Here is a 20,997-nt window from a genome sequence, read left to right as displayed (position 1 = left end):
AAGTGTTCAAGAGTTAACAGAATGGGTGTTCAAGCGCCGCCAGAATAGGTGTTCAAGAGTTAACAGAATCAGTGTTCAAGCGATGCCAGAATATGCAGCACCGGAGACGGCTTATATGTTCCATCCAGTAAGGCTTGGCGCACTGAGGACCAATGCTGTTTAGCAAAGTCAGGGTAAGCCTCAATGGTGACTCCATCAATGCCGGGAGCACCCTTGTTGCTTCTGACCTGTTTCTCGGCTCTGGCTCCTGCTTCGCCCTACCTCCTGCATCCTTGCAGTCGCATGCCTTCAGTAAGTTGGCAGGCTCCAGTGCACAACTTAGTAGATCGTGGTTCAAAGCTGGTTAAAGATTCTGTCGCCAGACACAGTGTTTCGCCGGACGGCTGCACTGTGCTGAGGGAATCAGTCTCCTCTTTGTCATCGGTGTTCAGTCCTTCGCTGACGACTCCTGTCGAACAACTACTATGACGTCTGCTGACTTCTGTTCAATCACCACACAGGATTACTCCTTTGGGCGCTATTGGTTGTCATCGGGTTTGCTCGAACAGGGTGATGAATCTTGCTCGCCGAGCCTGTTGTAACCAGTGGCTGAGAACTGGGAATAACCAATCGCATGTTGAACAGACCTCCCCGGATAAGAACATGAACTGTCAGTGCACAACCGCCGCATTTACCGTGTCTCTCAAACCAGAGGGCTTTGTGATCATTGGCTCACTCGCCCACGAGACTCGGCCTTGTATGCGATTTATGGGGGACGCCCAGTCTCCGTCGGCTCGCACCTTTGCAGTCAGACTGCCTCCGCACAACCCCTCGCGGGATTGCACTTGCCTTAAGCTAGTGGTTATCATCGGTTGGCTTATTAGGCTCAAGATCCGATGCTGGTTTACCCACAGGGGACTTTCACCCCATAAGTTCATGCCCATGCCGGGCGTACCAAGTAAATCCAGGTGACGCCTACGGCGCACCTGATTTAAGCGTTAGCTCACTGCACCGTCAAATAAAGGAATCCAAACAAACAGAGAAAAAATATGATATTTAAAATTTGATTGAATAATCTTGTTATTTTATGAATGCAAAACAAAAACTATAAAATATGACAAAAGACAAAAAAACAAATTACTGGGTAGGTGTTATTGGTAAAGCCTTTTTTCTATATGATGAAACGATACAGAATAATGATGAAGAAAGCATAATATTATTCTCAGTGTCATTTGATCAAGCAGTAAAATTAAATAAGAAAATAGTAAGGGACAGAATTAAAACTGTTCCTGTGCATGACCCAGAAATGGCTTCCATACAAAGACAATATCGAGTATGGAATAAGTTCTATAGTTCTGAATTAAAGAAAGTAAAAGAAGGTCAACAGCTTGATACAAATAAATTAATATCTAAAGCCCAGTCGATAAACATTTTGTCCAAAACAGGCAGGATTACACACTGTTATAGCTGTGGAACATCGCTAATTGGAAAAAGGGGAAATTTATGCAGTAAATGCTTATGGATTACCTGCAAGTGTGGTTCATGTGGCTGTCAGTGGGATACCAGAAACACGTGAGCTAACAAGTGCACTTAAGGTAGACATTAAGCCCCACCCACAGCACAAAGACCTAATCTTGTACGCCCTGAACAACCATCTCGTGCAGGGTGTTCACGTTTCGCATTATCTGCCCAGAAGTTGAGCAGCTTCCTTGTATGTGAGAGCAGAGACTTTCCTGCATTCATAAGGGATAAAATGACATTACCAAACAGTCGGGTTCCACTTTTCATCGCCTTATGCGTCGAGATTTCTTCAATGGCTCCACTTTCATAGAGGTTCGCCTGTGCAGCATGGGCAAGATACCTTTTCAACGTCACAACCACGAAGGACATCAGAATCAGGCTAAACACCAGTGTCGCTGATTTAGTGTTAAAACGATGCCACCCTGAATAGGACTTGATCTCTTTGAAGATAAGCTCTATTTGCCATCGTAGACGATAGGCCTGAAGTACTTCATTCAGGGTGAACTCAACCCGGTTAAGGTTGCTTACAACGAATACCCATTTCAGTTTCCTGTCATTCCAGCGGACAACCAAACGATATGGCCAGGCTTTGAATCCTGGCCATTCTACATCCAGGTCGAGGCATTGATCTTTAGGGAAGCCAGACAACACTTCCTTAAGTTTTTTCCCTTTGTAGCGATTCAGATTTTTGCCATCCTCCCGTACTGCGCTGAGTATCGTCGGGTTGATACTCTGAGGTGCCTTGCAGATAAAAGAACCTTCCCGATCATCAATGGCAGCAAAGCGTTCCAACTCAAAATAACCGGCATCGATCAGCATCAGGATATTAGCCATGGAGGTTGGCAGTGGTGGCAGACAGTCTCTTTCTGAACGGGTATCTTCAGTGAGCTGCACGCGCTGCATATTCTGGTCAGCTTGAACACCTATTCTGGTTCATTTGAACACCCTGGATCTCCTACGCATCACCCAGTCTGATTTTTAGTCCAAGTGTTCAAGTGTTTCCAGTTTTCCCAGCTTCTTGCGCATGGATTCCCCTTTCAGCGTAATCCTGTGGGCGTTGTGCATCAGGCGATCCAGAATGGCGTCTGCCAGAGTCTCATCACCGATGCTGCCATGCCATTGCCGGGTCGGTAGCTGGCTGGTAACCAACGTTGAACTTTGTTCGTGACGGTCATCCATCACTTCCAGTAAATCGTTGCGTTGCTGCTGGGTCAGAGGTTCCAGCCCCCAGTCATCCAGTATCAACAAATCCACCTTCGCCAGTTGCTTGAGTTGCCTGCTGTAGCTGCCATCACCATGGGCAAGGCTCAGCTCTTCCAGTAAGCGCGAGAGTCGGTAATAGCGGACACTGTAACCCTGTATGCAGGCCCGGTGTCCCAGTGCACAAGCCAGGTAACTTTTACCACTGCCACAAGGTCCGGTAATCAGCAGGTTCCTGTGCCTGTTTAACCAATCCTCGCTGGACAATGTGGCTATTTGGACTTTCTTCAACCCCCGGGGATGTTCGTAGTCAATGTCGTCTACCCGTGCAGCCAGCTTAAATCTGGCCGCCCTCAGTAACCGGGCAAGACGTTTGTTATTGCGCTCGGTCTCTTCCTGTTCTGTCAGGAGGGCCAGCCGCTCCACAAAGCTCAGGCTGTCGTAGGTGCCGGGCTGCTCCAGTTGCTGAGCCAGGGCATCGGCCATGCCTGTCAGGCGCAGTGACCGCAGACGGGTCAGAGTTTGATTCATCATGATACGTCTCCGGTTACTGATAGCTGGCTGCACCACGAACATTTTCGTGGCTGTCATGAAGAGGTAGTGTCGTTTGTTTCACCTCAGGTTGAAGAGCCTGTTTGTCTTTACCTGATTGCAGGATCGCCCGGATATTCTTGAGTCGGTAACCTTTGATTTTCCGGGCATGGGCGCAAGCATTGTTTAACCGGTCAGCTCCGTAATCCCGTTTGAGGTTCAATAACCCCAGGCAAGACCGATAAGCCTGCTCCGGATGCTCACGACTGTTCAACAGATACTGAGTTATCCAGTGAACATCGGGGCCCAGCTGTTTTGCCCACTCCAGCAGTCGTTCCGGTGTCCACTCCTGGTGCTTGCTATGTCGTTCAGGCATATGGGCTGATTGAGTGGTAAAACCGGTTGTGAACTTACGGGGGTGACAGGCCACAACTTCACCTTTGCAGAAGACAGTGACCGTATGTTCTGTTGCCTGAACTTCCACCTCTTTCTTGACCAGCTGATGAGGCACTGAGTAGTAATGGCCTTTACAGTGAATGTGATAGTCAATGTTCACCCTGGCTTTGCTGAACTCAGCGTACTCAAAGGCCTGTTTGGGCAAAGGTCGCAAAGTGGGTTCATCCAGTTGCTCAAAGGTACTTCGTCGTGTACCTGGCAGTTTTTGAAAGGGCTTAAGGTTGAGTTCAGTCAATAGCTCCCGTATACGACTGTTCAGTTCTGCCAGGGTAAAGAAGGTCTCATGACGAAGTCTGGCCAGTATCCAGCGTTCAACCAACTGTACACCCACTTCGGCTTTCGCCTTGTCCTTGGGCTTGTAGGGCCGAGCTGGAATGACCGCCACCTGGTAGTGGTTGGCCAGGTGTTGGTAAGCCGGGTTCAGGTCCGGTTCATAACGGCAAGCCTTACTGACACCGCTCCTGAGGTTGTCTGGTACCACGACAGCGGGAATACCTCCAAAGAACTCAAAGGCCCGAACATGAGACCCCAGCCAGTCTTCGGACTTCTGGGACAGGGTGGCTTCTGCGTAGGTGTAGTTAGAGGCTCCCATCACCGCTACGAAAATCTGGGCGTTATGAGCGATCTCACCGGTCTTTGGATTAACGACAGTGACCGTAAGACCGGCGTAGTCTACAAACAATTTTTCACCCGCCTTGTGATGCTGTCGCATGGAACGTTTCTGGCAGCCCAGCCACTGGTTGTAGCGGTGACAAAACTGCGAGTAGCTGTAGGCATTGAGAGTGCTCTCCTGGCAGTACTCCTCCCAGAGTATTTGCTTGGTCACCTCCTTGCGCTTGAGTGACTGGTGAATAACGCCCCAGACCGGGTCGACCAGACCTTGGCGGCTCGACAGTGGGGCCTCAGGGAACAATGTTTGCACCAGAGTAGCCTCAGAGCAATCTGAGGACAGAGGCCAGCTCAGTGGCGACCGCTCAAAGGCCTGAACGTAGTTGGACACAGTGCCAACACTAACCCGCGTGCTGCGAGCTATTTGCCGGATGCTGAGGCGGTACTCAAAGCGCATCCGGAGTATTTCTTGAAGTTTTCGCATGGAAATCCTGTTATCTGGCATGGCTGCTGTCCTTTCTGTTTAGAAAGGTCAGCGGCTAAAGTTCAAGGAAATCAATGCGTAAGAGATAATCTACCGAAAGAAGAGGTTTCAGATTCTGGAGGCTTGAACACGGATTCTGGGCAGTTGAACAGCAACTCTGGAAATCTCCAAAAAGTGTTCAAGAGTTAACAGAATGGGTGTTCAAGCGCCGCCAGAATAGGTGTTCAAGAGTTACCAGAATCAGTGTTCAAGCGATGCCAGAATATGCACGCGCACCAGATTGTTGGTAAGAAGATCCATTGTCGTATGAAGTTCTACAGCAGCAGGACTGACCGTTGAGAACCTGCCGGGAAATGTTTCCTTTAGGGCATTGTAGACAGCCTGCGATGAGCCGTCATGAATCAGAATGTGCTCGAACTCTGAAAATGGACTGTCCTCATCAAACGCCATGACTTTGCGGGTAAAGACTTCCAGACACTGCACCCATAGCCAGAGGACAAGAGCAGGCATCGCGTCTTTTTTAGCTTGATTTGCCCAGGAACGATAGGAGACATTCAGCCCCGTCAACTCATTAAATTTACGGTGGAGATCGGCTTGAGTATCGCAGTTTCCATCACCAGCAAGGGCATCAATCAGTGAAAGGATAAAGTCCAAGGGGCGGATATCTCGCTGTCGTATAGTAAAACCAAGCTGTTCCGCCATACTGAGAAGTTCAGACCGGTCGAAACACGTCAGCAGTTTTTTTGAACTAGTCTACTATTTGCGATACTCATCTTGTTCAGCCTTGATACTTTTCGCGAAGCTTTATTTTGGCTGTTCAAGGTGAGTTCTGCCGCTGGAAATGAAGCTTTTTTGAGCTTAATGTCTACCCTAAGAGGGATGAATAAAGTTGCTCATTTTAAGAAAGTTGGTTTTAAGTTCAATCAGTGGCAGGATGTCGGCTACTGGCAAATAATCATGCAGACCTAACAAGTGCGTGGTGTCGGCAGCAAGCTGCCTGGTACGTCGCCTGCGGCGGCGCCCCACACGCAGGCGTTAGCAGGCAGCAATAATAGAGAGTTTCTGGTTGTGAAAAGACCAGTTTTTAAAAAGAGTTTTTGGGTTCACTGTCTATGGTGGGTTTCGAGTTAGAACCTCCCAGCAAAAAGACACTGTTACACTAACTTTTCAGTAGTTCTCAGCAGTTCATGTCTGCTGGTGTGAAGTCTGTCGCTGAAAAATCTGCGGTGTATCGTTGGGCATGTCAGCGTTGGTTTTCAGTTTATCGGTACTTTTGCTCAGTGGCCCTATGCCAGTTCAAAGTTGCATCAGCTTCTTTATCGCCTGGAAGCTTTTAAATATCAGAGATTGTGCGCTTCAATCAGTTCAGCAAGAAAGCTGCTAATCCTCTGCATCATTCACCATTTGCCCTTGCGGGTGGGTTGCCATGCTAACAAGTTGCTGGTGTCGCCCCTAAAGGGGCTGGGACGCCGCTGTGCGGCGCCCCACAGCATGGCGTTAGCTTTCAAGGAGAGTTATGGATTCAAACACACTTCAGTTATGGAATGTCATAGGTACTTGGGTAGCTGGAATTGGCACTGTTTCAGCAGTTATTACTTCATTATGGCTTTCATTCAATCAAAACCGTGTAAAGTTAAAAGTTATGACAGGTCATCGTCAGCTTGTGACTCAAGGATCAAGTCATATTCCTGATTACTGTGTGATCCGCGTGGTAAACATTGGCTCTAGACCAGCGAAAATAATCAGCATAGGTTGGACTATTGGGCGTTTCAGAAACAAAAAACATTTAATTCAAACGTTCGGTTTTCCTGAGTCAGACAGCATTCCAAAAATGTTGAATGAAGGAGAGGAGGCTACGTTTATGGTTCCATTTAATTCTCCTGATAATCAAGGATGGCTTAAAAAATTTGCGAATGAGTTTGGCAAAGATAACCCCAAGTCACTAAGTACCTTGAAGTCAATAGTATATACATCTGTTGATTCAACCTTCAAAGTAAAAGCCGAGAAAGGTTTGATCCAAAAACTACATGGTGCAATAGAAAGCTAACAAAAAAATCCAGCGGATTCGCTACGCTCACCGCTGATTTTGGCGTTAGGCGCTAATTAGTAAATAGTAAATTGATCCAATTTATTAAAAAATAACAAAGAGAATAGTTTTATAACGAAGTTGACTGGATAATATAACTGATGGTTTGAGTATTTTTACTTATAAATGTTCGTTGATTTCATATTTCGGAATTCTTTAATACAAAGATTAAGCTTAGTATTATTTATTTTTATTCTCAGCTACTAAGGTTGATATTTTTCTCGTGAGTAAAATTAACAATATCAAGTTCACTCTTGATACAGATGAAGATGGTGATATTTACGATTTAACATTTATTGATGGTCAATATATAGAAGAGTACTGTATTGACTATGAGGAAATTTCAAAAAGCCTACTATCACCAGGTGAATATGAAATTTTCACATGCGAGTGTGGTGTGGCAGGGTGTGCTGGAATATATAAAGGTGTTACTGTTAGACATGAAAGTGATTTAGTTGTATGGGAATTTACGCAACCATATGAAGCCCATTATATTTTTGAAAAGGAACAGATTTATAATGATTTATACAAGTTTATAGAAAAGGTTGAAAATGAATCTTTAGAAGTTGGTTCAACTTTATTTTCTATGTCTGGATCTTTTAGAACACTAAATAATCTTAAACAATTACAACGAGCAAGCCGCGCCTAACAAAAAATTTCAGCGGACAGCGCTAGACGCGCTGCCGCTGAATTTGGCGTTATGTGCTCCTACCAAGCAGTAAGTAAAAGTTAAAAAACAGATCAAAGCATGACATAAACCGCTATCTTTACCATTTCATACGATTTTGAGAGCAATCTTAGCTATATGAATAAGGCTGAGTTAGAGAGCTTATCCTCGATAAGGATAAGAGAAGCAATAATGCTGCTTGAAAATGATGAGTTCAATGGAGCTTACTATCTTGCAGGGTATTCTGTTGAGTGTGCTTTAAAAGCTTGTATTTGTAAGCAAGTCAAAGAGTTTGACTTTCCAAACAAGAAGTTGGCTCAAGATAGCCATACCCACAACCTAACTGATTTGGTTGGTGTCGCAGGGCTGAAGCAAAGGCTCAAAAAAGAAGAACAGGATAGTGAAACTTTTAAATTGAACTGGGCAGTTGTTAAAGACTGGAAAGAAACCTCCCGATATGAAACAAATATCGAAAAAACTAGAGCTATTGACTTAATTGAAGCAATTATCGATAAACAATCAGGAATTTTACAATGGCTAAAGAAATTTTGGTAAGCGAAAGCCTAACGAATGAAATGATTAGTGTCGGTGAAACTCTTCTCAAAAAACTTGATAAGAGCGATGCTAAAGTTTCTGCAACATTTTGGTTATATTATCCAGAAGAAAAAACATGGAAGCTTTACTTTACTTCAGAATTAGTTAAATCTGAAGGGCCAAAAAAGTACTACAAAAAAGTAGTAGATGCCTTAAACGATTTTTCGGATAAAGATTCAACCTTATCCCTTAATAATATTGGTGTTACCGATAATTCAAACAAGATATTGCAATTATTGGCCAGTGTTTTCAATAGTAAGAAAAACATATTAAAAGAAAGGCTCTCAAGAGAAACTATAAATGGTCAATTCATAGAGGATGCTTTCGTTTATAGAATCAACCTACGCACATAACAAATGCTTCCAGTTCGTTCCGGGGCTTCGCCCCTCCACCCGACGCGCCTTCGGCGTGCGGCTGAAGCAGGCGTTATGTGGCTCATCAAACTTGGAATGAACAATGAAAAAAATGTGGACAATTGATATTAAAAATAAAAAATTCCTGCCATGTACTGAAAAGGTTGAATCAATCAAGTGGCATAAATCAGTTTTCAAAGGATATGGTGAAGGAATAGTTGATTGTGGTGGTGCTCAAGAACTTGCTGATTTATCCGGCTGGAATGAAGTAAATGATATACATGAATTTATAAAAGCAGATCCAAACTTATTTTTTGATACTCCATCAGCTATTTGGTGTTACACAGGAAAAGTTGGCGAGGCAGCTGATTTTGTTGGTTTCAAAAATGAGTCGGTATTAATAGGTGAAATTAAGTGGCAAGAGGGTTGGTCAAAAAGGCTTAGAAAACAAATACCCTGCTATATCAGCCCTCAACTATGGTCAGGTGATATAGGTGATAAGAAGCTGGAAATTTATATATCATCCCCGCAAACCGCATCAAAAAGCTTAATCACTGAACTTTCTAGATTGACTCCAACGCCATGGAAAAATGTGGAGGTATATTTTGGGTTTATGCAGCTAGGCTGGCTTGAAAATGATAATAGATCATACTTTTTTAGGGTAGTTTGGGTTCCCGGAAGTAGCTGGACTGGAGAAAAATTTGATTGCCAGTCAGAAGTTGGTATCCATTAACAGTCAAAGTATACGCAACATAACAAGTGCGTGGTGTCGCCAGCAAGCTGGCTGGGACGCCGCCTGCGGCGGTGCCCCACACGCAGGCGTTAAATGCCTTGATCAGCATTATTCTAAATACACCAGCATTACTCTGTTTCAATGTGCAATAAGAAGAGAATTAGAGATGAGTTCGATTTCAGAAACTCCAAGCCCACCTTATTATGCAGTGATATTCACTTCAGTCAGAAATGAATGTGACAACGGGTATAGTGAAATGGCAGCAAGGATGGTAGAGCTTGCAGCGGTTCAGCCGGGTTTTCTGGGTCTTGAGTCTGCACGAGAAAATATTGGTATTACTGTTTCTTATTGGGAAAATCTGGAGTCCATAAAAAAATGGAAAGCAAATTCGGAGCATTCATTGGCTCAGAAGTTTGGCCATGAAAAGTGGTACTCTGCCTTCAAAGTTCGAATCTCAAAAGTAGAGCATCAGCACGGCATTTAACAAGTGCGTGGTGTCGGCAGCAAGCTGCCTGGGACGCCGCCTGTGGCGGTGCCCCACACGCAGGCGTTAGCCAGCAGCAGTATGAAAGTTTTTTCTATTTTTCCAGTGGATGAGCCAGGAATCAAAATCTACGCCAGCAACCAGTATGGTCAAATCCAGTTCTGAGTAGTTCTCAATAATGCATGTCTGTAGATTCTGTGTCAGTCGATGAAAAATCTGCGGTGTCTTGTTGGGCATGTCAGCGTGGTTTCACGGTGTTTATGATTATTTGGTCCGGCGCACTAAACGAGTTAAAAGTTGTAACAGCATTGGCGTTGCCTGCAAGTTTTCCAGCGGTAATTTTTATGCACTTCAATCGGTGCAGCAGGTGCAGGTTTTACTGAAGCTCCTCTGCAATAATCAACATTGTCCCAGGCGGCAGGGCTGCCGGGCTAACAAATACAGGCAAAGGGATGGCTCACTGTGTTTGCCACCCTTGCTGCAAGCGTTATACGCTCAACATCGCAATCCACCTGATACATCTGAGGTTGACCGTCTTTTAGTATGGATGAGAGATCAGGATTCACACACTCAGGCATTTTGCTTTGATGTTATGATGTCTGCTGCATACATCGATGCAACCTCGGGTCTTGAAAGGCATCTTGAATTCTGTGAAAACATTTCTGCTACTGGCTACAATGCGCATTTGGGATTTATTAATTAATCATTAGGTAAACCCCCGGCTATGCCGGGGAGACTCGCATAGGTTATAGCGAGGCTTCGGTAGCTAACCTCAAGGGTTCCGCCAAGAACCAAGAGGTTTAACTTATGCCAGACTACAAAAGTCTGACTCATACTCGATGGGATTGTAAGTATCACATTGTCTTTATTCCCAAAAAGAGACAAAAGGTTATTTATGGGAGCTTGAGAAAATTTCTGGGAGCCATTTTCCATGATCTTGCCAGTCGCAAAGGGTGTGAAATTGTGGAAGGGCATTTGATGCGAGATCACGTTCATATTTGCATTAGCATCCCGCCGAAACACTCTGTTCCAAATGTTGTTGGCTATTTGAAGGGTAAATACGCAATAGCTATTGCGAGACACTTCAAAGGTAAGCAGAGGAATTTTTCTGGTGAGCATTTCTGGGCAAGAGGGTATTTCGTCAGCACAGTAGGTCTTGATGAAGATCTGGTTAAGGCATATATCCGAAATCAGGAGATAAATGATGAAACACGAGATCAGCTGAAACTTGGTTTTGACACGCGCCCTTGGGTGCAATAAAAGCCCTTTGAGGGCGTCACCTAATAAGCCTCCGGCTCTGTTGGAGGTCATTTAACTTCCAGAAAATTTATAGCTTCTCAAACTGTTTCAAATTTGCCAAATGCTCCAGAAGGCAAATATGAAGTCATGACATACCATTCAAGATTCACAAATAAAAGTGAAGCCACTGAAACAGTAACGTTTATGCAAGTTGACAACGAATGGAAAGCGGCAGGTTACTACATCAAATAACACAACCTGTAAGTTCAAGCACATAACAAAGCAATCAAGTTCGTCCCGGCCTTCGGCCTCCACCTGACCTCGCCTGCGGCTCAGCGGCTTATTGCGGCGTTATGCCTCAAATCACAAAAACAAATAAGCATGTCGAGACGTGAGGATGTAGATCAGCTGATCTAGCTCGCTAAGCAAAATCGTAGCTATTGCTAACCCCAGAGCCGAAGCAGAAAGAGTTAGATTTAAAAGCATTTTTAGATCTTTTTCTATCATTAAAAGTACATCTGAAATTTCGATTGAAAGCGAATTCATTTTTACAATGTAATTAATATTTTCTCCTATAAGAATTGTTGCTTTTCTAATTAACTCAGGTGAATTTGCTACTGTAACACCTGCTAAATATCCAATAGATCCACCGAGGGCGGCTAATAAAGCATTTGCTGTTGTAATTGTGTTGTAATAACTATCACTTCGATTTATTAAAGTGGGCAAAAATAAACAGGCGAAACCAAGACCTACGTACTGCTTATAATCAGTTAGTTTTGATGTGAAGTTCTCAATCACTCCAATATCGTAAAATTCATTGTTAGCAGAGACGTTAATAGAATTTATAGTTATCAGAATACTGAATAAATAAATTTTTAGCTGTGTCTTCATACCAACTTTCAACCTTCAAAAATATATCGAAGTATAGGCATAACAAAAATTTCCAGGGGACTGCGCCTGCGGCGCATGCCCAGAACATGTTTCCAGAAAAACTGCAGGCCATTACGATCGGTTTTGACCGTGCTCCAGGAATGGTTTTCCACCAGGGCGGCAAAACAGGTTTTTAAATCCTCAGGGCTGAGTCTGTCAGGACAACGATCAAAGAAGGTTTCCAGCCGCCCAATTGGCCTGCTGTATAGATCAATGGTTGATTTTCTTTTGCCCTGAAGTTTCAGGGTGGTGATGTGTTTTTGATACAGTATGTCAAACCGGATTTGCTCAGAACGTTCCATGTTGCTTCCTTATATAAGCCGCGCCGGAATGGTACGGATATCAGGAAGTATTGGCAATGTTGGGGTGGCTGGGATGAACGGTATTTTTTTTTGCCACGTTAGCGGATTGGTTCAACAAGTGCGTGGTGCCTGGGACGCCGCTTGCAACGACGCCCCACACGCAGGCGTTATGCGCGAAAACAAACATCGTCAAAATTGAACCAATCAGCTATCTTATGACTCATAGTTGTATGATCTCATATGAATATCAATAACTTATTTTTAAATGATTTATCTATGGGAGTGCTCAGATTGCCAACTATTTTAAGAATCGGGCCATACAGGTTTTTCTTCTACTCCAATGAAAATGGAGAACCTGCCCATATTCATATTCAGCGTGACAAAGCTCTCGCAAAATTCTGGTTAAAACCTGTCATGCTTGCAAGCTCAACAAGATTCTCTGCCAAAGAGATAAGGGAGCTTCAAAAGCATGTAGATAAAAATCAAGATAAATTCTTGGAGGCATGGAATGAATACTTTAAAGGTTGAGGCACATCCATTAGCTCAAGATGTTAAATTTTCTGAATCTGAGCTAATTGTTAGTTTGGTTGATGGCAGAGTTATTTTGGTACCAATCTCTTGGTTTCCATCTCTTTTAAATGGAACCAAACAACAACTCAACAATTGGGAGTTGCTTGGGGAGGGGGATGGTATCCATTGGCCTGATCTTGATGAAGATTTGAGTGTTAAAGGCCTCTTGCTCGGTGTCCACTAAAAATCCCGCTAAGTGGAAATCGCACATAACGAATAAGGATAGATTGCGCTCAGCCGCAATCTTATCTTGTTGTTGCACAAGCCCTGGTTTAATTCTGGTAAGGAAGGTCTATCGGAGTTTACTTTTCTGGCGGACCTTGAATCAAAACGTTTTTGCTGAACGCTATTTATTCAGGATGAGTGTCTCCAGACCACTGCATTACGGTAGTCTTGGATATGTCGGATCTGCCTGGCTGAGTTTACATTTCCTCCTTGCTTGTGAATGGTGGTGTTTGTTGATGTGACAATAACTCAGGTCGGTTTCACTCAGGTCGGTTTCAGGAAACTGAACGCAATGTGTTTCATAGTCTCAGCGCAACGCCTGCATGTGAATTTCAGGAGAATGACGGGTTCGACTGCTTTCACCATCACATTTAAAACCAGTTGCAACAGTGATAATTGTTTTTTTGCGTTGCTGTGTAAAAATCCATAATCCCGTGATCGTCGAAGTCGCCTGGGTAATACATGTTTCAGTACCAGCCACAGTTTCCAGAAAAACTGCAGGCCACTACGATCGGTTTTGACCGTGCTCCAGGAATGGCTTTCCACCAGGGCGGCAAAACAGGTTTTTAAATCCTCAGGGCTGCGTCTGTCAGGAGAACGATCAAAGAAGGTTGCCAGCCGCCGAATTGGCCTGCTGTATAGATCAATGGTTGATTTTCTTTTGCCCTGAAGTTTCAGGGTGGTGATGTGTTTTTGATACAGTTTGTCAAACCGGATTTGCAAAGAACGTTCCATGTTGCTTCCTTATATAAGCCGCGCCGGAGTGGTACGGATATCAGGAAGTATTGGCAATGTTGGGGTGGCTGGGATGAACGGTATTTTGTTGCCGCGTTAGCGGCTATTGGTAATGTTTTAAGCTGCCCTCAAAAAATCGTTTCATTGTATACCCTTCTGGAGGAGACACTTGATTCTTGCCTTGTGGGTATATATTAATAATCAAGTCTGTTTCATTAGCAGATTCTGTAAATACCAAATCATCTGTTAAATAGTTCTCAGTATTAGCAGTTAATTGTAATAAAGGAATTTGTATTGCCTGGCTGCCTGCGAGCCCTGTCAAAATATTCTGATCAAGATAATTCAAAAAATCACTCGAGAAAAATAATATAAGTGGATGAACTCCTGGGATTTGACAGCCAGATTGATAAAGCAGATTGTCTTGATTTAGATGAGAAAAAACCACTTGCCAATCCATCATGTCAATAGCTGGCGTTCTTAACAATAAACTAGGTGCGTTAGCGAATGATAAAGTAAAATTCTTAGAATATTCGCGTTCAGCAGTCATACTCATAATTCCTGTCCTGTACAAAGAACGCGAAAAATTCTCTAGAGCTGTAAAGAAGGAATGTGTCCCCAGCCTGCCCCTTACTGTATCTGATAGTAATGATCTGACAATAATTTTATCGGGGACTATATTTCTAGTCCTAGATGCTTGATGATTATATTTGGATGTGATTTCAAGTACTGGTATTTTGTCAGATTTAATGATTATTCTTTCAAATGCTGCTTCAGGTTTTAGTACAATAAAAAGCAGTAAGGTTAATGTGCAAAGCCTAAAATATTTCATTTCGTTTTGAAAACGCCATAACACGAAGTAGGTTTTAATATAGTTCATACTTAAATAGCTGCCATATTAGTTATAAAGTGATTCTCGTTCAGAATAACCGTCGCATAACGAATAAGGACAGATTGCGCCCATATTCGCTACTCCTGAAAGAATGTTGAAGTGGTTGTAGTATTCCACAGCTCTAACACTTTACACGCCTTGAGACGTGTAAATGTTAATTTTTACTAACTGTGCAGGCTCAGGCAGACAGTGAACTGAATATTCCTTTAAGTATTATATTAAACGAATTTCAAAGGCGAAGTTTGCGAACAGCATCGATCATGTTTATATCTTGAACAAGTAAACGACAGTGTAAGTCAGTGGTGCCAAAGGATTTAGTTCTGCTTTTTTTATACTCTCGCAAACATTTTTAGCTATGAATTTATGTAATCAGTTATATACCTTTACAAGCTCTGGTACTAAAGGGGAATATTTTTTCCATGCCAACTTACACGACCCTAGATCGTATATGTAGCGGGATCTGCTGGTAGTATTCACGTACTCAGAGTGTAAGTATTGGCATGAAATGATAGCTTCGTTTATCTTATGCCTAAACTCAGAGTTCAATTCGTAGTAGATAAGCTTATGAAAACCGCTCGGGTATTTGCTTTACTTGCCAGCTTATCGACTGCTACAGACAGTTTCGCTGTACAGTTTCAAGATGAGGAGCAGACAATAAGTTGGGCGAAAACCCTATCAATTTGGGGACTCTATACTGGCATATTTTGTCACTGCTATCTTGCTACAGACGGGCTCGATGAACAAGATAGAGGAATAAATATTGGTTTTCTCTACACTCCTGTAACTCTTGGAACAATTGGCTACAACATCGGGTGTCTAATAGACTACCTTGCTGAATAGAGAGTAATAAAAAAACGGTAATCTTCACAAAGAACAATGAACGACAAGCAAGCATGTTGGAAAAGAAGCGATTCTAAAGCAAAGTACTTCCTAACTGGTTAACGCAGATAACGAATAAGGATAGATTGCGCCCAGCCGCAATCTTATCCTGTTGTTGCACAAGCCCGGGTTGAATTCTTGGTAAGGAAGGTCTACTGAAGTTTACTTTTCTGGCGGACCTTGAATCAAAACGTTTTTTCTGAACGCTATTTATTCAGGATGAGTGTCTCCAGACCACTGCATTACGGTAGTCTTGGATATGTCGGATCTGGGAAGTCTTCTCCTGTGTCAACAGAATGGTGTAATCGGGCAGTTTCCGTGCAGTGTTGAGCAGTCGTTCTACCTCTGCAGGCGTCAGGATAACAGGCAGTCGCTTGACGGTCGGTGGTTTGATGATTTCAACAAAGTCCCGGTGTTTGCCCAGAACATGTTTCCAGAAAAACTGCAGGCCATTACGATCGGTTTTGACCGTGCTCCAGGAATGGCTTTCCACCAGGGGCGGCAAAACAGGTTTTTAAATCCTCAGGGCTGAGTCTGTCAGGACAACGATCAAAGAAGGTTGCCAGCCGCCGAATTGGCCTACTGTATAGATCAATGGTTGATTTTCTTTTGCCCTGAAGTTTCAGGGTGGTGATGTGTTTTTGATACAGTTTGTCAAACCGGATTTGCTCAGAACGTTCCATGCTGCTTCCTTATATAAGCCGCGCCGGAGTGATACGGATATCAGGAAGTATTGGCAATGTTGGGGTGGCTGGGATGAACGGTATTATTTTGCCGCGTTAGCGGCTTGGTTCAACAAAATATTTCAGTGGGTTATAATCAGTTGAGCTATTGAACTCAGGATTAATAAATGCCTACTATATCAATGTTTTATGGTCTGATTGTTCGAATGTATTACTTCGATAATCAGAAACACAATATGCCTCACATTCATGTTTTTTATTAGAATTTTGAGGCAATTATCGAAATTCCTACAGGCAAAATACTTGAAGGAAATCTTCCTAAGAACAAGCAAAAACTTGTTGATGCCTGGATAGAAATCCATAAAGAAAGTCTCATGGCTAACTGGGATTTAGCAATAAATGGAGACTCAGTATTCAAAATTGATCCTTTAAAATAGGTGTAAATATGAATCCTGCGGTGAAATCAGTACAAGCTTTAGAGAATTACAAACTCCATATTGAGTTTGAGAATGATGAAGTCAAAGAGTTTGACGTTTCTCCATACTTGGAAAAAGGTATTTTTGTAGAATTTAAAGATATTAATTACTTTAAGCAGGTAAGAGTTTCATTTGGTTCTATAGAATGGCCCAATGAGCAAGACTTCAGCAAAGATACTCTGTATCTTCTTAGCGTAACAATTCAGCCTTCCTCTCAAAGGCATTAATCGACCACGCACATAACAAATAAGGATAGATTGCGCCCAGCCGCAATCTTATCCTGTTGTTGCACAAGCCAGGGTTGAATTCTGGTAAGGAAGGTCTACTGAAGTTTACTTTTCTGGCGGACCTTGAATCAAAACGTTTTTTCTGAACGCTATTTATTCAGGATGAGTATCTCCAGACCATTGCATTACGGTAGTCTTGGATATGTCGGATCTGGGAAGTCTTCTCCTGTGTCAACAGAATGGTGTAATAGCGCAGTTTCCGTGCAGTATTGAGCAGTCGTTCTACCTCTGCAGGCGTCAGGATAACAGGCAGTCGCTTGACGGTCGGTGGTTTGATGATTTCAACAAAGTCCCAGTGTTTGCCCAGAACATGTTTCCAGAAAAACTGCAGGCCATTACGATCGGTTTTGACCGTGCTCCAATGGCTTTCCACCAGGGCGGCAAATCAGGTTTTTAAATCCTCAGGGCTGAGTCTGTCAGGACAACGATCAAAAAGAGAACTATATTCAAGACACCCACGGGTATTGTCAGCTTCGCCAGTAAAACCCGTGGTGAAATACACCAAAGGTTCGATCTGCAAGAGAAACGTTTTGACTGTCAAGAAAGAGAGATTGCTGCACTGAAAGCAGACAGTGTAAGTACTCAGCCATACGGAATCGAATATTTCTGGCTTATTGGGCAGGTGCTCTGTAAGGCGCGACGACGGGAACATAGCAAGCTATGTGACCAGAGTTGCAACGCAGTCTGAGTGCCTGAACAATAAGTCAGAAAATATGATTTCGTATGGTTGAGTACTTAGTGTTGAAAGCTGACAATGCGGAAATCAAAGAAGCCTTAAAGATCATTCTGTCCAGGGTACCTGGGTAACCGCCGTATAACAGGCAAGTGAACGGGATAAGCTCGTTAAGCAAGAAGTTATGTGCCATAAGAAAAGAGAGCAATCAATATGAACCGCTACTTCAGGTTAGTATTCAAAATCATGTTGGGTGTCTTGGTACTGGCTTTGATCCTGGGTGTTTTGATTTCAATAGTTGCACCATACTTTTTCTCGGAGGACGAAGTATATGATTGTCTGGATACAGGTGGTAGCTTTAATTACGATACATGTGTCTGTGATTATGAAAATAACCACCAGTTCAAGGCAGAGCATCAATGCAAGTAACCATACAAAGATGGTTATCCGGGGCAATTTACTTCCTGTTAATCTCAGGGGCACTAAGAGTTAATGGATTTGCGAGTTAGAACGACGTAGGAACTAAAGTCGAGTCATTGATCGGTTAACCGTTAACTCAAGAAGATTTAGCTGTCTAGGAGCCTGACCGAGAATAGACTGCCCTACTGCGGCGGCAGCAAATTGGTCTGAAAATCCGCTTTTGTTCGTCAAATAGCTCGCTATTCTCCTCACAAAACCGAATTTTCATCCTCAATTTTCTGCCGTCCTCGCTACGGGCGCTATTCTCGGTCAGGCTCCTAGTGGTGAATAACTGGACAGAAAGATGAAAAATGATACTGTTAAGATATAAATGATTCGAATTTTAATAGATGGTGGTGTTTCAGGTTTTTGTGAAAGGAAAATACCTGAGGTCGCTCTCAATAAAGTATCAGTATGAACCTGGAAGGGGATATTTTCTTTGCAATTACCTTCTTTACAGGATACTCAGGCGCAGTCAAATTAATACACAAGGTAAACATGGATATTTCAGCAAAAAAGCGATCTTCAATTAATACAATAGATGAATCTCTATCTGATAAAAAACTGAAAAACGGGTGTGATGAGAAGCCCAAGGAAAAAGTAATTCCTCATAGAAAGGCTGAACCAGATTATGGATTAGAACTAAAAGACAGGAAGATTAACGAAATATGTTCACTTGCTAGAGAAAAAAATAAAACTCTTTGTATTACACCAGAAAATCTATCTGAAAGAGGAGTAGTTATAGGCAATAAAGATGATCAGGAGTTAATTTTGAAAGTTGCAAATCTGATTTTCATGGCAATGAATAATACAGATAATCCTTTGTATACATATTCATCAGGAGGGAGTACAGTAACAGCCAGAGATGAAGCTCATAGGATAAAGTCTCAGAACTCACTAGAATCTTATGATGAATTAGATCTTTTTATTATGCTTCATTCTGATGAAAAAAAACTAGATACAATGACATTAGTTTGCGATGAAGAACTTAATAGCATCTTTGAAAAGTATGGTGTTGTAATTCTAAATGGACTGAATCCAGATAAACATTCTACTTTAATGCTTGGCTGTGGTCATAAGAATGATCATTATAATCATTACGGTGTAGATACTTTGGATATAAGGGCACGTATTAAACCAGATGTTTTGTTACAATGGGGAGATAAAAGAGCAACTGAATATCTTAGTAGTCTCAATAAATATAAAGAAATTGTTGATGAAGGGCCTTTGTTTTTATTTATGAAATACTCTGATGATTATTTTTCAGCAGTAAGGTCATGTTTGGTTGCAAATGGTAAATTACGACTGCCAAGCTCTAACCTCGATGAAAGTAAAATTCCATTAGACTTTATAAAAGAAGATGTTTCGAAGAGAAATGATTTTGGTTCACGTCATTTTTGTACTACCTATATTTACTCCCCTCGTTGATAACGTCTAGCAAGTGATTAGGCTGCCAGCAGCTGATTATTTGCTGCTTGGGGGAAACAGTGAACCTCGACTCTGACCATTTAATATGAGTTCGTTGTTTAATATTTTGTTATGAAGTTTAACATTCTTGAGATTAATGCTAATGTCATCGGGAGGAGCGGATAACAGAGCCTTCCAGCTGACCCTACCCCTCCGTTTTGATTCATATACCTGGAATAACAGAGCCTTGATATCTGACAGCAGTCCAATATGAAGTTGTTAAAGAAAATGACTCCTCTGCTTATAAAATACAAAGATCGTTATTCATCCGATGAATTTTCAAGGCTCTCAATCTACAGGTACTCATGTGAAGAGAAAGCTGCCCCATAATTTGATTTTATACTTTTTTCCATATTAGTTTTCGGTAATTTGTAATTTATCCATGTTAGGTTCACGCGAACGGTTCACTATTTTAAAGATTAAAATGGAAACGTGACGGAGTTCTTGGTTACCGGCATGAAGTAGGTAAAATAGGAACTGCCTTAGAGAATCAAGAGACAAGTTCGTGTCAAAGCCTCTTTCCTGGTCAATTCCATGAATTTGTACGACTGGCAAGGCAGCGAATGTATTCTGCAAAATGTTTATGTGCAACATAATAAATGGGTTTTCCTCTGTATAAAATGCAATAAATACTTGATTGTTTTGTAAGACTGCATTCATCAAAGTATCTAAAGAGTTATCAAAAACGGGTTGTTCTGATGTAATATCCGGAGGCCAAATACCACAAAAACCGAGCTCTTCACAGAGTTTGGCCAATCTCTGATTATTAGTAAGTTGCCTGTTTCTGGAAAGATTGGCCCAAGTCACAGCAAAACGCCTTAATAAAAAATAACTGGAATCACTGATGAAATTTAGCTCAGTATGTTTTCTCTGGTTCACTCCAAAATCTTTTAACAGTACTTCAAGTGTATTTCTTAGTTTAACGATTGGCGTTTGCAAATGGTCTGTTGTCATAAGCTGACCGGACCCACTGTATCGGGTAGTCTCATCAGGGGGTGGATTTGAAGTAGTAGAGGCTAAAGCCATTTGTTGAGTTTGCGGGGCTTCCTGAACTTGCGGGGTTGGTGGGGCTTGTTGGATTGGAAGGATTTGCGGGATTGTTGGCGTTTGCGGGATTGCTGGCATTTGCGGGATTGCTGGCATTTGCGGGATTGATGGCATTTGCTGGATTGATGGCATTTGCGGGATAGGCGTGATTTGGGGGATTGTTGGCATCTGCGTTTGAACAGATGTTTGGTGGGCCAGAAATGGAATGACTCGCAAAGAATTCAGAGCAGGTAAGCCTGCCCCTTTACAAGAAAAACTAAAATCGCGTGTTTCAATATTGAGTTCTAGATTTCCCATAGGAGAAGCCATTCTATTCTGAACGAACAGGGGGCAGAATGGGTATGTGCATCCATATCGTCCCATTGTAAAACTCATTGGGTAGCAACAATGAGGGCAGTCTAAAGCGAGAACTTTAAAAGAATAAAGAAGCATGAAAAAA

24 protein-coding genes and 4 pseudogenes are annotated in these 20,997 nt (G+C 42.6%); 15 read left to right on the top strand and 13 right to left on the bottom strand.

Going from position 1 to position 20,997, the window contains the following annotated elements; genetic code table 11:
• Positions 1 to 1,093: 1,093 nt before the first annotated feature.
• Entirely contained in the window at positions 1,094 to 1,555 is a 462-nt protein-coding gene (locus ACOMG9_RS15085; protein ID WP_494529043.1) for a hypothetical protein, read from the top strand.
• Positions 1,556 to 1,581: 26 nt separating this feature from the next.
• Here the strand turns inward: ACOMG9_RS15085 and ACOMG9_RS15080 are convergent, their stop codons facing one another.
• The 4 genes from ACOMG9_RS15080 to ACOMG9_RS15065 form a co-directional block, all read right to left on the bottom strand.
• A complete protein-coding gene (locus tag ACOMG9_RS15080; RefSeq protein ID WP_494529042.1) occupies positions 1,582 to 2,403 on the bottom strand; it encodes a transposase in 822 nt (273 codons plus the stop codon).
• A gap of 75 nt (positions 2,404 to 2,478) precedes the next feature.
• Entirely contained in the window at positions 2,479 to 3,237 is a 759-nt protein-coding gene (istB, locus tag ACOMG9_RS15075; RefSeq protein ID WP_317146525.1) for an IS21-like element helper ATPase IstB, read from the bottom strand.
• 10 nt (positions 3,238 to 3,247) lie between these two features.
• Positions 3,248 to 4,801: an IS21 family transposase gene (gene istA, locus ACOMG9_RS15070; protein ID WP_494529041.1), complete on the bottom strand. Its 1,554-nt coding sequence runs from the start codon at positions 4,799 to 4,801 to the stop codon at positions 3,248 to 3,250.
• Between the two features lie 219 nt (positions 4,802 to 5,020).
• On the bottom strand, positions 5,021 to 5,482 hold the full coding sequence (locus ACOMG9_RS15065; protein WP_494529040.1) for a transposase: 462 nt from the start codon (positions 5,480 to 5,482) through the stop codon (positions 5,021 to 5,023).
• Between the two features lie 814 nt (positions 5,483 to 6,296).
• Between ACOMG9_RS15065 and ACOMG9_RS15060 the strand changes: the two genes are divergently transcribed.
• From ACOMG9_RS15060 to ACOMG9_RS15020, 9 genes and pseudogenes are all read left to right on the top strand, one after another.
• A complete protein-coding gene (locus ACOMG9_RS15060) occupies positions 6,297 to 6,827 on the top strand; it encodes a hypothetical protein (protein WP_494529039.1) in 531 nt (176 codons plus the stop codon).
• A 262-nt stretch (positions 6,828 to 7,089) separates the two neighbouring features.
• On the top strand, positions 7,090 to 7,515 hold the full coding sequence (locus tag ACOMG9_RS15055) for a hypothetical protein (protein WP_494529038.1): 426 nt from the start codon (positions 7,090 to 7,092) through the stop codon (positions 7,513 to 7,515).
• A gap of 210 nt (positions 7,516 to 7,725) precedes the next feature.
• On the top strand, positions 7,726 to 8,088 hold the full coding sequence (locus tag ACOMG9_RS15050; protein WP_494529037.1) for a HEPN domain-containing protein: 363 nt from the start codon (positions 7,726 to 7,728) through the stop codon (positions 8,086 to 8,088).
• Positions 8,067 to 8,480 (top strand): hypothetical protein, encoded by a 414-nt coding sequence (locus ACOMG9_RS15045; RefSeq protein ID WP_448217483.1) that lies wholly within the window; start codon positions 8,067 to 8,069, stop codon positions 8,478 to 8,480. Before ACOMG9_RS15050 ends, ACOMG9_RS15045 begins: the two co-directional genes overlap by 22 nt.
• 103 nt (positions 8,481 to 8,583) lie before the next feature.
• Entirely contained in the window at positions 8,584 to 9,213 is a 630-nt protein-coding gene (locus ACOMG9_RS15040) for a hypothetical protein (protein ID WP_494529036.1), read from the top strand.
• 166 nt (positions 9,214 to 9,379) lie between these two features.
• Entirely contained in the window at positions 9,380 to 9,697 is a 318-nt protein-coding gene (locus ACOMG9_RS15035; protein ID WP_448217481.1) for an antibiotic biosynthesis monooxygenase family protein, read from the top strand.
• Positions 9,698 to 9,932: 235 nt separating this feature from the next.
• The gene (locus ACOMG9_RS15030) at positions 9,933 to 10,400 is read left to right on the top strand and encodes a hypothetical protein (RefSeq protein ID WP_448217480.1); all 468 of its coding nucleotides are present in this window, start codon (positions 9,933 to 9,935) and stop codon (positions 10,398 to 10,400) included.
• Positions 10,401 to 10,504: 104 nt separating this feature from the next.
• Positions 10,505 to 10,957, top strand: coding sequence for an IS200/IS605 family transposase (gene tnpA, locus ACOMG9_RS15025; RefSeq protein WP_448217479.1), 453 nt, complete (start codon positions 10,505 to 10,507; stop codon positions 10,955 to 10,957).
• A gap of 57 nt (positions 10,958 to 11,014) precedes the next feature.
• Positions 11,015 to 11,188: pseudogene (locus ACOMG9_RS15020) on the top strand (DUF4019 domain-containing protein); the annotation flags it as partial.
• A 111-nt stretch (positions 11,189 to 11,299) separates the two neighbouring features.
• Here the strand turns inward: ACOMG9_RS15020 and ACOMG9_RS15015 are convergent.
• On the bottom strand, positions 11,300 to 11,827 hold the full coding sequence (locus ACOMG9_RS15015; protein ID WP_448217478.1) for a hypothetical protein: 528 nt from the start codon (positions 11,825 to 11,827) through the stop codon (positions 11,300 to 11,302).
• A gap of 8 nt (positions 11,828 to 11,835) precedes the next feature.
• The gene (locus tag ACOMG9_RS15010) at positions 11,836 to 12,168 is read right to left on the bottom strand and encodes a phage integrase N-terminal SAM-like domain-containing protein (RefSeq protein ID WP_448217477.1); all 333 of its coding nucleotides are present in this window, start codon (positions 12,166 to 12,168) and stop codon (positions 11,836 to 11,838) included.
• A gap of 240 nt (positions 12,169 to 12,408) precedes the next feature.
• Here ACOMG9_RS15010 and ACOMG9_RS15005 point away from each other — a divergent pair, with 240 nt between their 5' ends.
• Both ACOMG9_RS15005 and ACOMG9_RS15000 read left to right on the top strand, forming a co-directional pair.
• Entirely contained in the window at positions 12,409 to 12,696 is a 288-nt protein-coding gene (locus tag ACOMG9_RS15005) for a DUF4160 domain-containing protein (protein ID WP_448217476.1), read from the top strand.
• Positions 12,677 to 12,922 (top strand): DUF2442 domain-containing protein, encoded by a 246-nt coding sequence (locus tag ACOMG9_RS15000; RefSeq protein ID WP_448217475.1) that lies wholly within the window; start codon positions 12,677 to 12,679, stop codon positions 12,920 to 12,922. Before ACOMG9_RS15005 ends, ACOMG9_RS15000 begins: the two co-directional genes overlap by 20 nt.
• Positions 12,923 to 13,227: 305 nt before the next feature.
• Here the strand turns inward: ACOMG9_RS15000 and ACOMG9_RS14995 are convergent.
• The 5 genes and pseudogenes from ACOMG9_RS14995 to ACOMG9_RS14975 all read right to left on the bottom strand — a co-directional run.
• Positions 13,228 to 13,446 (bottom strand): annotated as a pseudogene (locus ACOMG9_RS14995) (IS91 family transposase); the annotation flags it as partial.
• Between the two features lie 57 nt (positions 13,447 to 13,503).
• A pseudogene (locus tag ACOMG9_RS14990) lies at positions 13,504 to 13,698 on the bottom strand (phage integrase N-terminal SAM-like domain-containing protein); the annotation flags it as partial.
• Between the two features lie 103 nt (positions 13,699 to 13,801).
• Positions 13,802 to 14,575, bottom strand: coding sequence for a hypothetical protein (locus ACOMG9_RS14985; RefSeq protein WP_494529035.1), 774 nt, complete (start codon positions 14,573 to 14,575; stop codon positions 13,802 to 13,804).
• 1,105 nt (positions 14,576 to 15,680) lie between these two features.
• On the bottom strand, positions 15,681 to 15,959 hold the full coding sequence (locus tag ACOMG9_RS14980) for a hypothetical protein (protein ID WP_494529034.1): 279 nt from the start codon (positions 15,957 to 15,959) through the stop codon (positions 15,681 to 15,683).
• Positions 15,919 to 16,149 (bottom strand): phage integrase N-terminal SAM-like domain-containing protein, encoded by a 231-nt coding sequence (locus tag ACOMG9_RS14975; protein ID WP_494529033.1) that lies wholly within the window; start codon positions 16,147 to 16,149, stop codon positions 15,919 to 15,921. Before ACOMG9_RS14975 ends, ACOMG9_RS14980 begins: the two co-directional genes overlap by 41 nt.
• 167 nt (positions 16,150 to 16,316) lie before the next feature.
• Between ACOMG9_RS14975 and dhiT the strand changes: the two are divergent.
• Together dhiT and ACOMG9_RS14965 are read left to right on the top strand one after the other, a co-directional pair.
• Positions 16,317 to 16,586, top strand: a pseudogene (gene dhiT, locus ACOMG9_RS14970) (type II toxin-antitoxin system toxin DhiT).
• Between the two features lie 8 nt (positions 16,587 to 16,594).
• Positions 16,595 to 16,852 carry a DUF2442 domain-containing protein gene (locus ACOMG9_RS14965; protein ID WP_494529032.1) on the top strand — a complete coding sequence of 86 codons (258 nt, stop codon included), beginning with the start codon at positions 16,595 to 16,597 and terminating at the stop codon, positions 16,850 to 16,852.
• Between the two features lie 157 nt (positions 16,853 to 17,009).
• Here the strand turns inward: ACOMG9_RS14965 and ACOMG9_RS14960 are convergent, their stop codons facing one another.
• A complete protein-coding gene (locus tag ACOMG9_RS14960) occupies positions 17,010 to 17,285 on the bottom strand; it encodes a hypothetical protein (protein ID WP_494529031.1) in 276 nt (91 codons plus the stop codon).
• Positions 17,286 to 18,458: 1,173 nt separating this feature from the next.
• Here ACOMG9_RS14960 and ACOMG9_RS14955 point away from each other — a divergent pair.
• A complete protein-coding gene (locus tag ACOMG9_RS14955) occupies positions 18,459 to 19,472 on the top strand; it encodes a hypothetical protein (protein ID WP_448217469.1) in 1,014 nt (337 codons plus the stop codon).
• A gap of 393 nt (positions 19,473 to 19,865) precedes the next feature.
• Here ACOMG9_RS14955 and ACOMG9_RS14950 read toward each other — a convergent pair whose 3' ends face one another.
• Positions 19,866 to 20,855, bottom strand: a complete 990-nt coding sequence (locus ACOMG9_RS14950) for a hypothetical protein (RefSeq protein WP_494529030.1) — start codon at positions 20,853 to 20,855, stop codon at positions 19,866 to 19,868.
• Positions 20,856 to 20,997: the final 142 nt, after the last annotated feature.

The sequence above is a fragment of the Endozoicomonas sp. PH6C genome (assembly GCF_059322965.1).
Note: the sequence above shows the minus strand (reverse complement) of the source record. Positions and strands in the feature narration are given on the sequence as shown.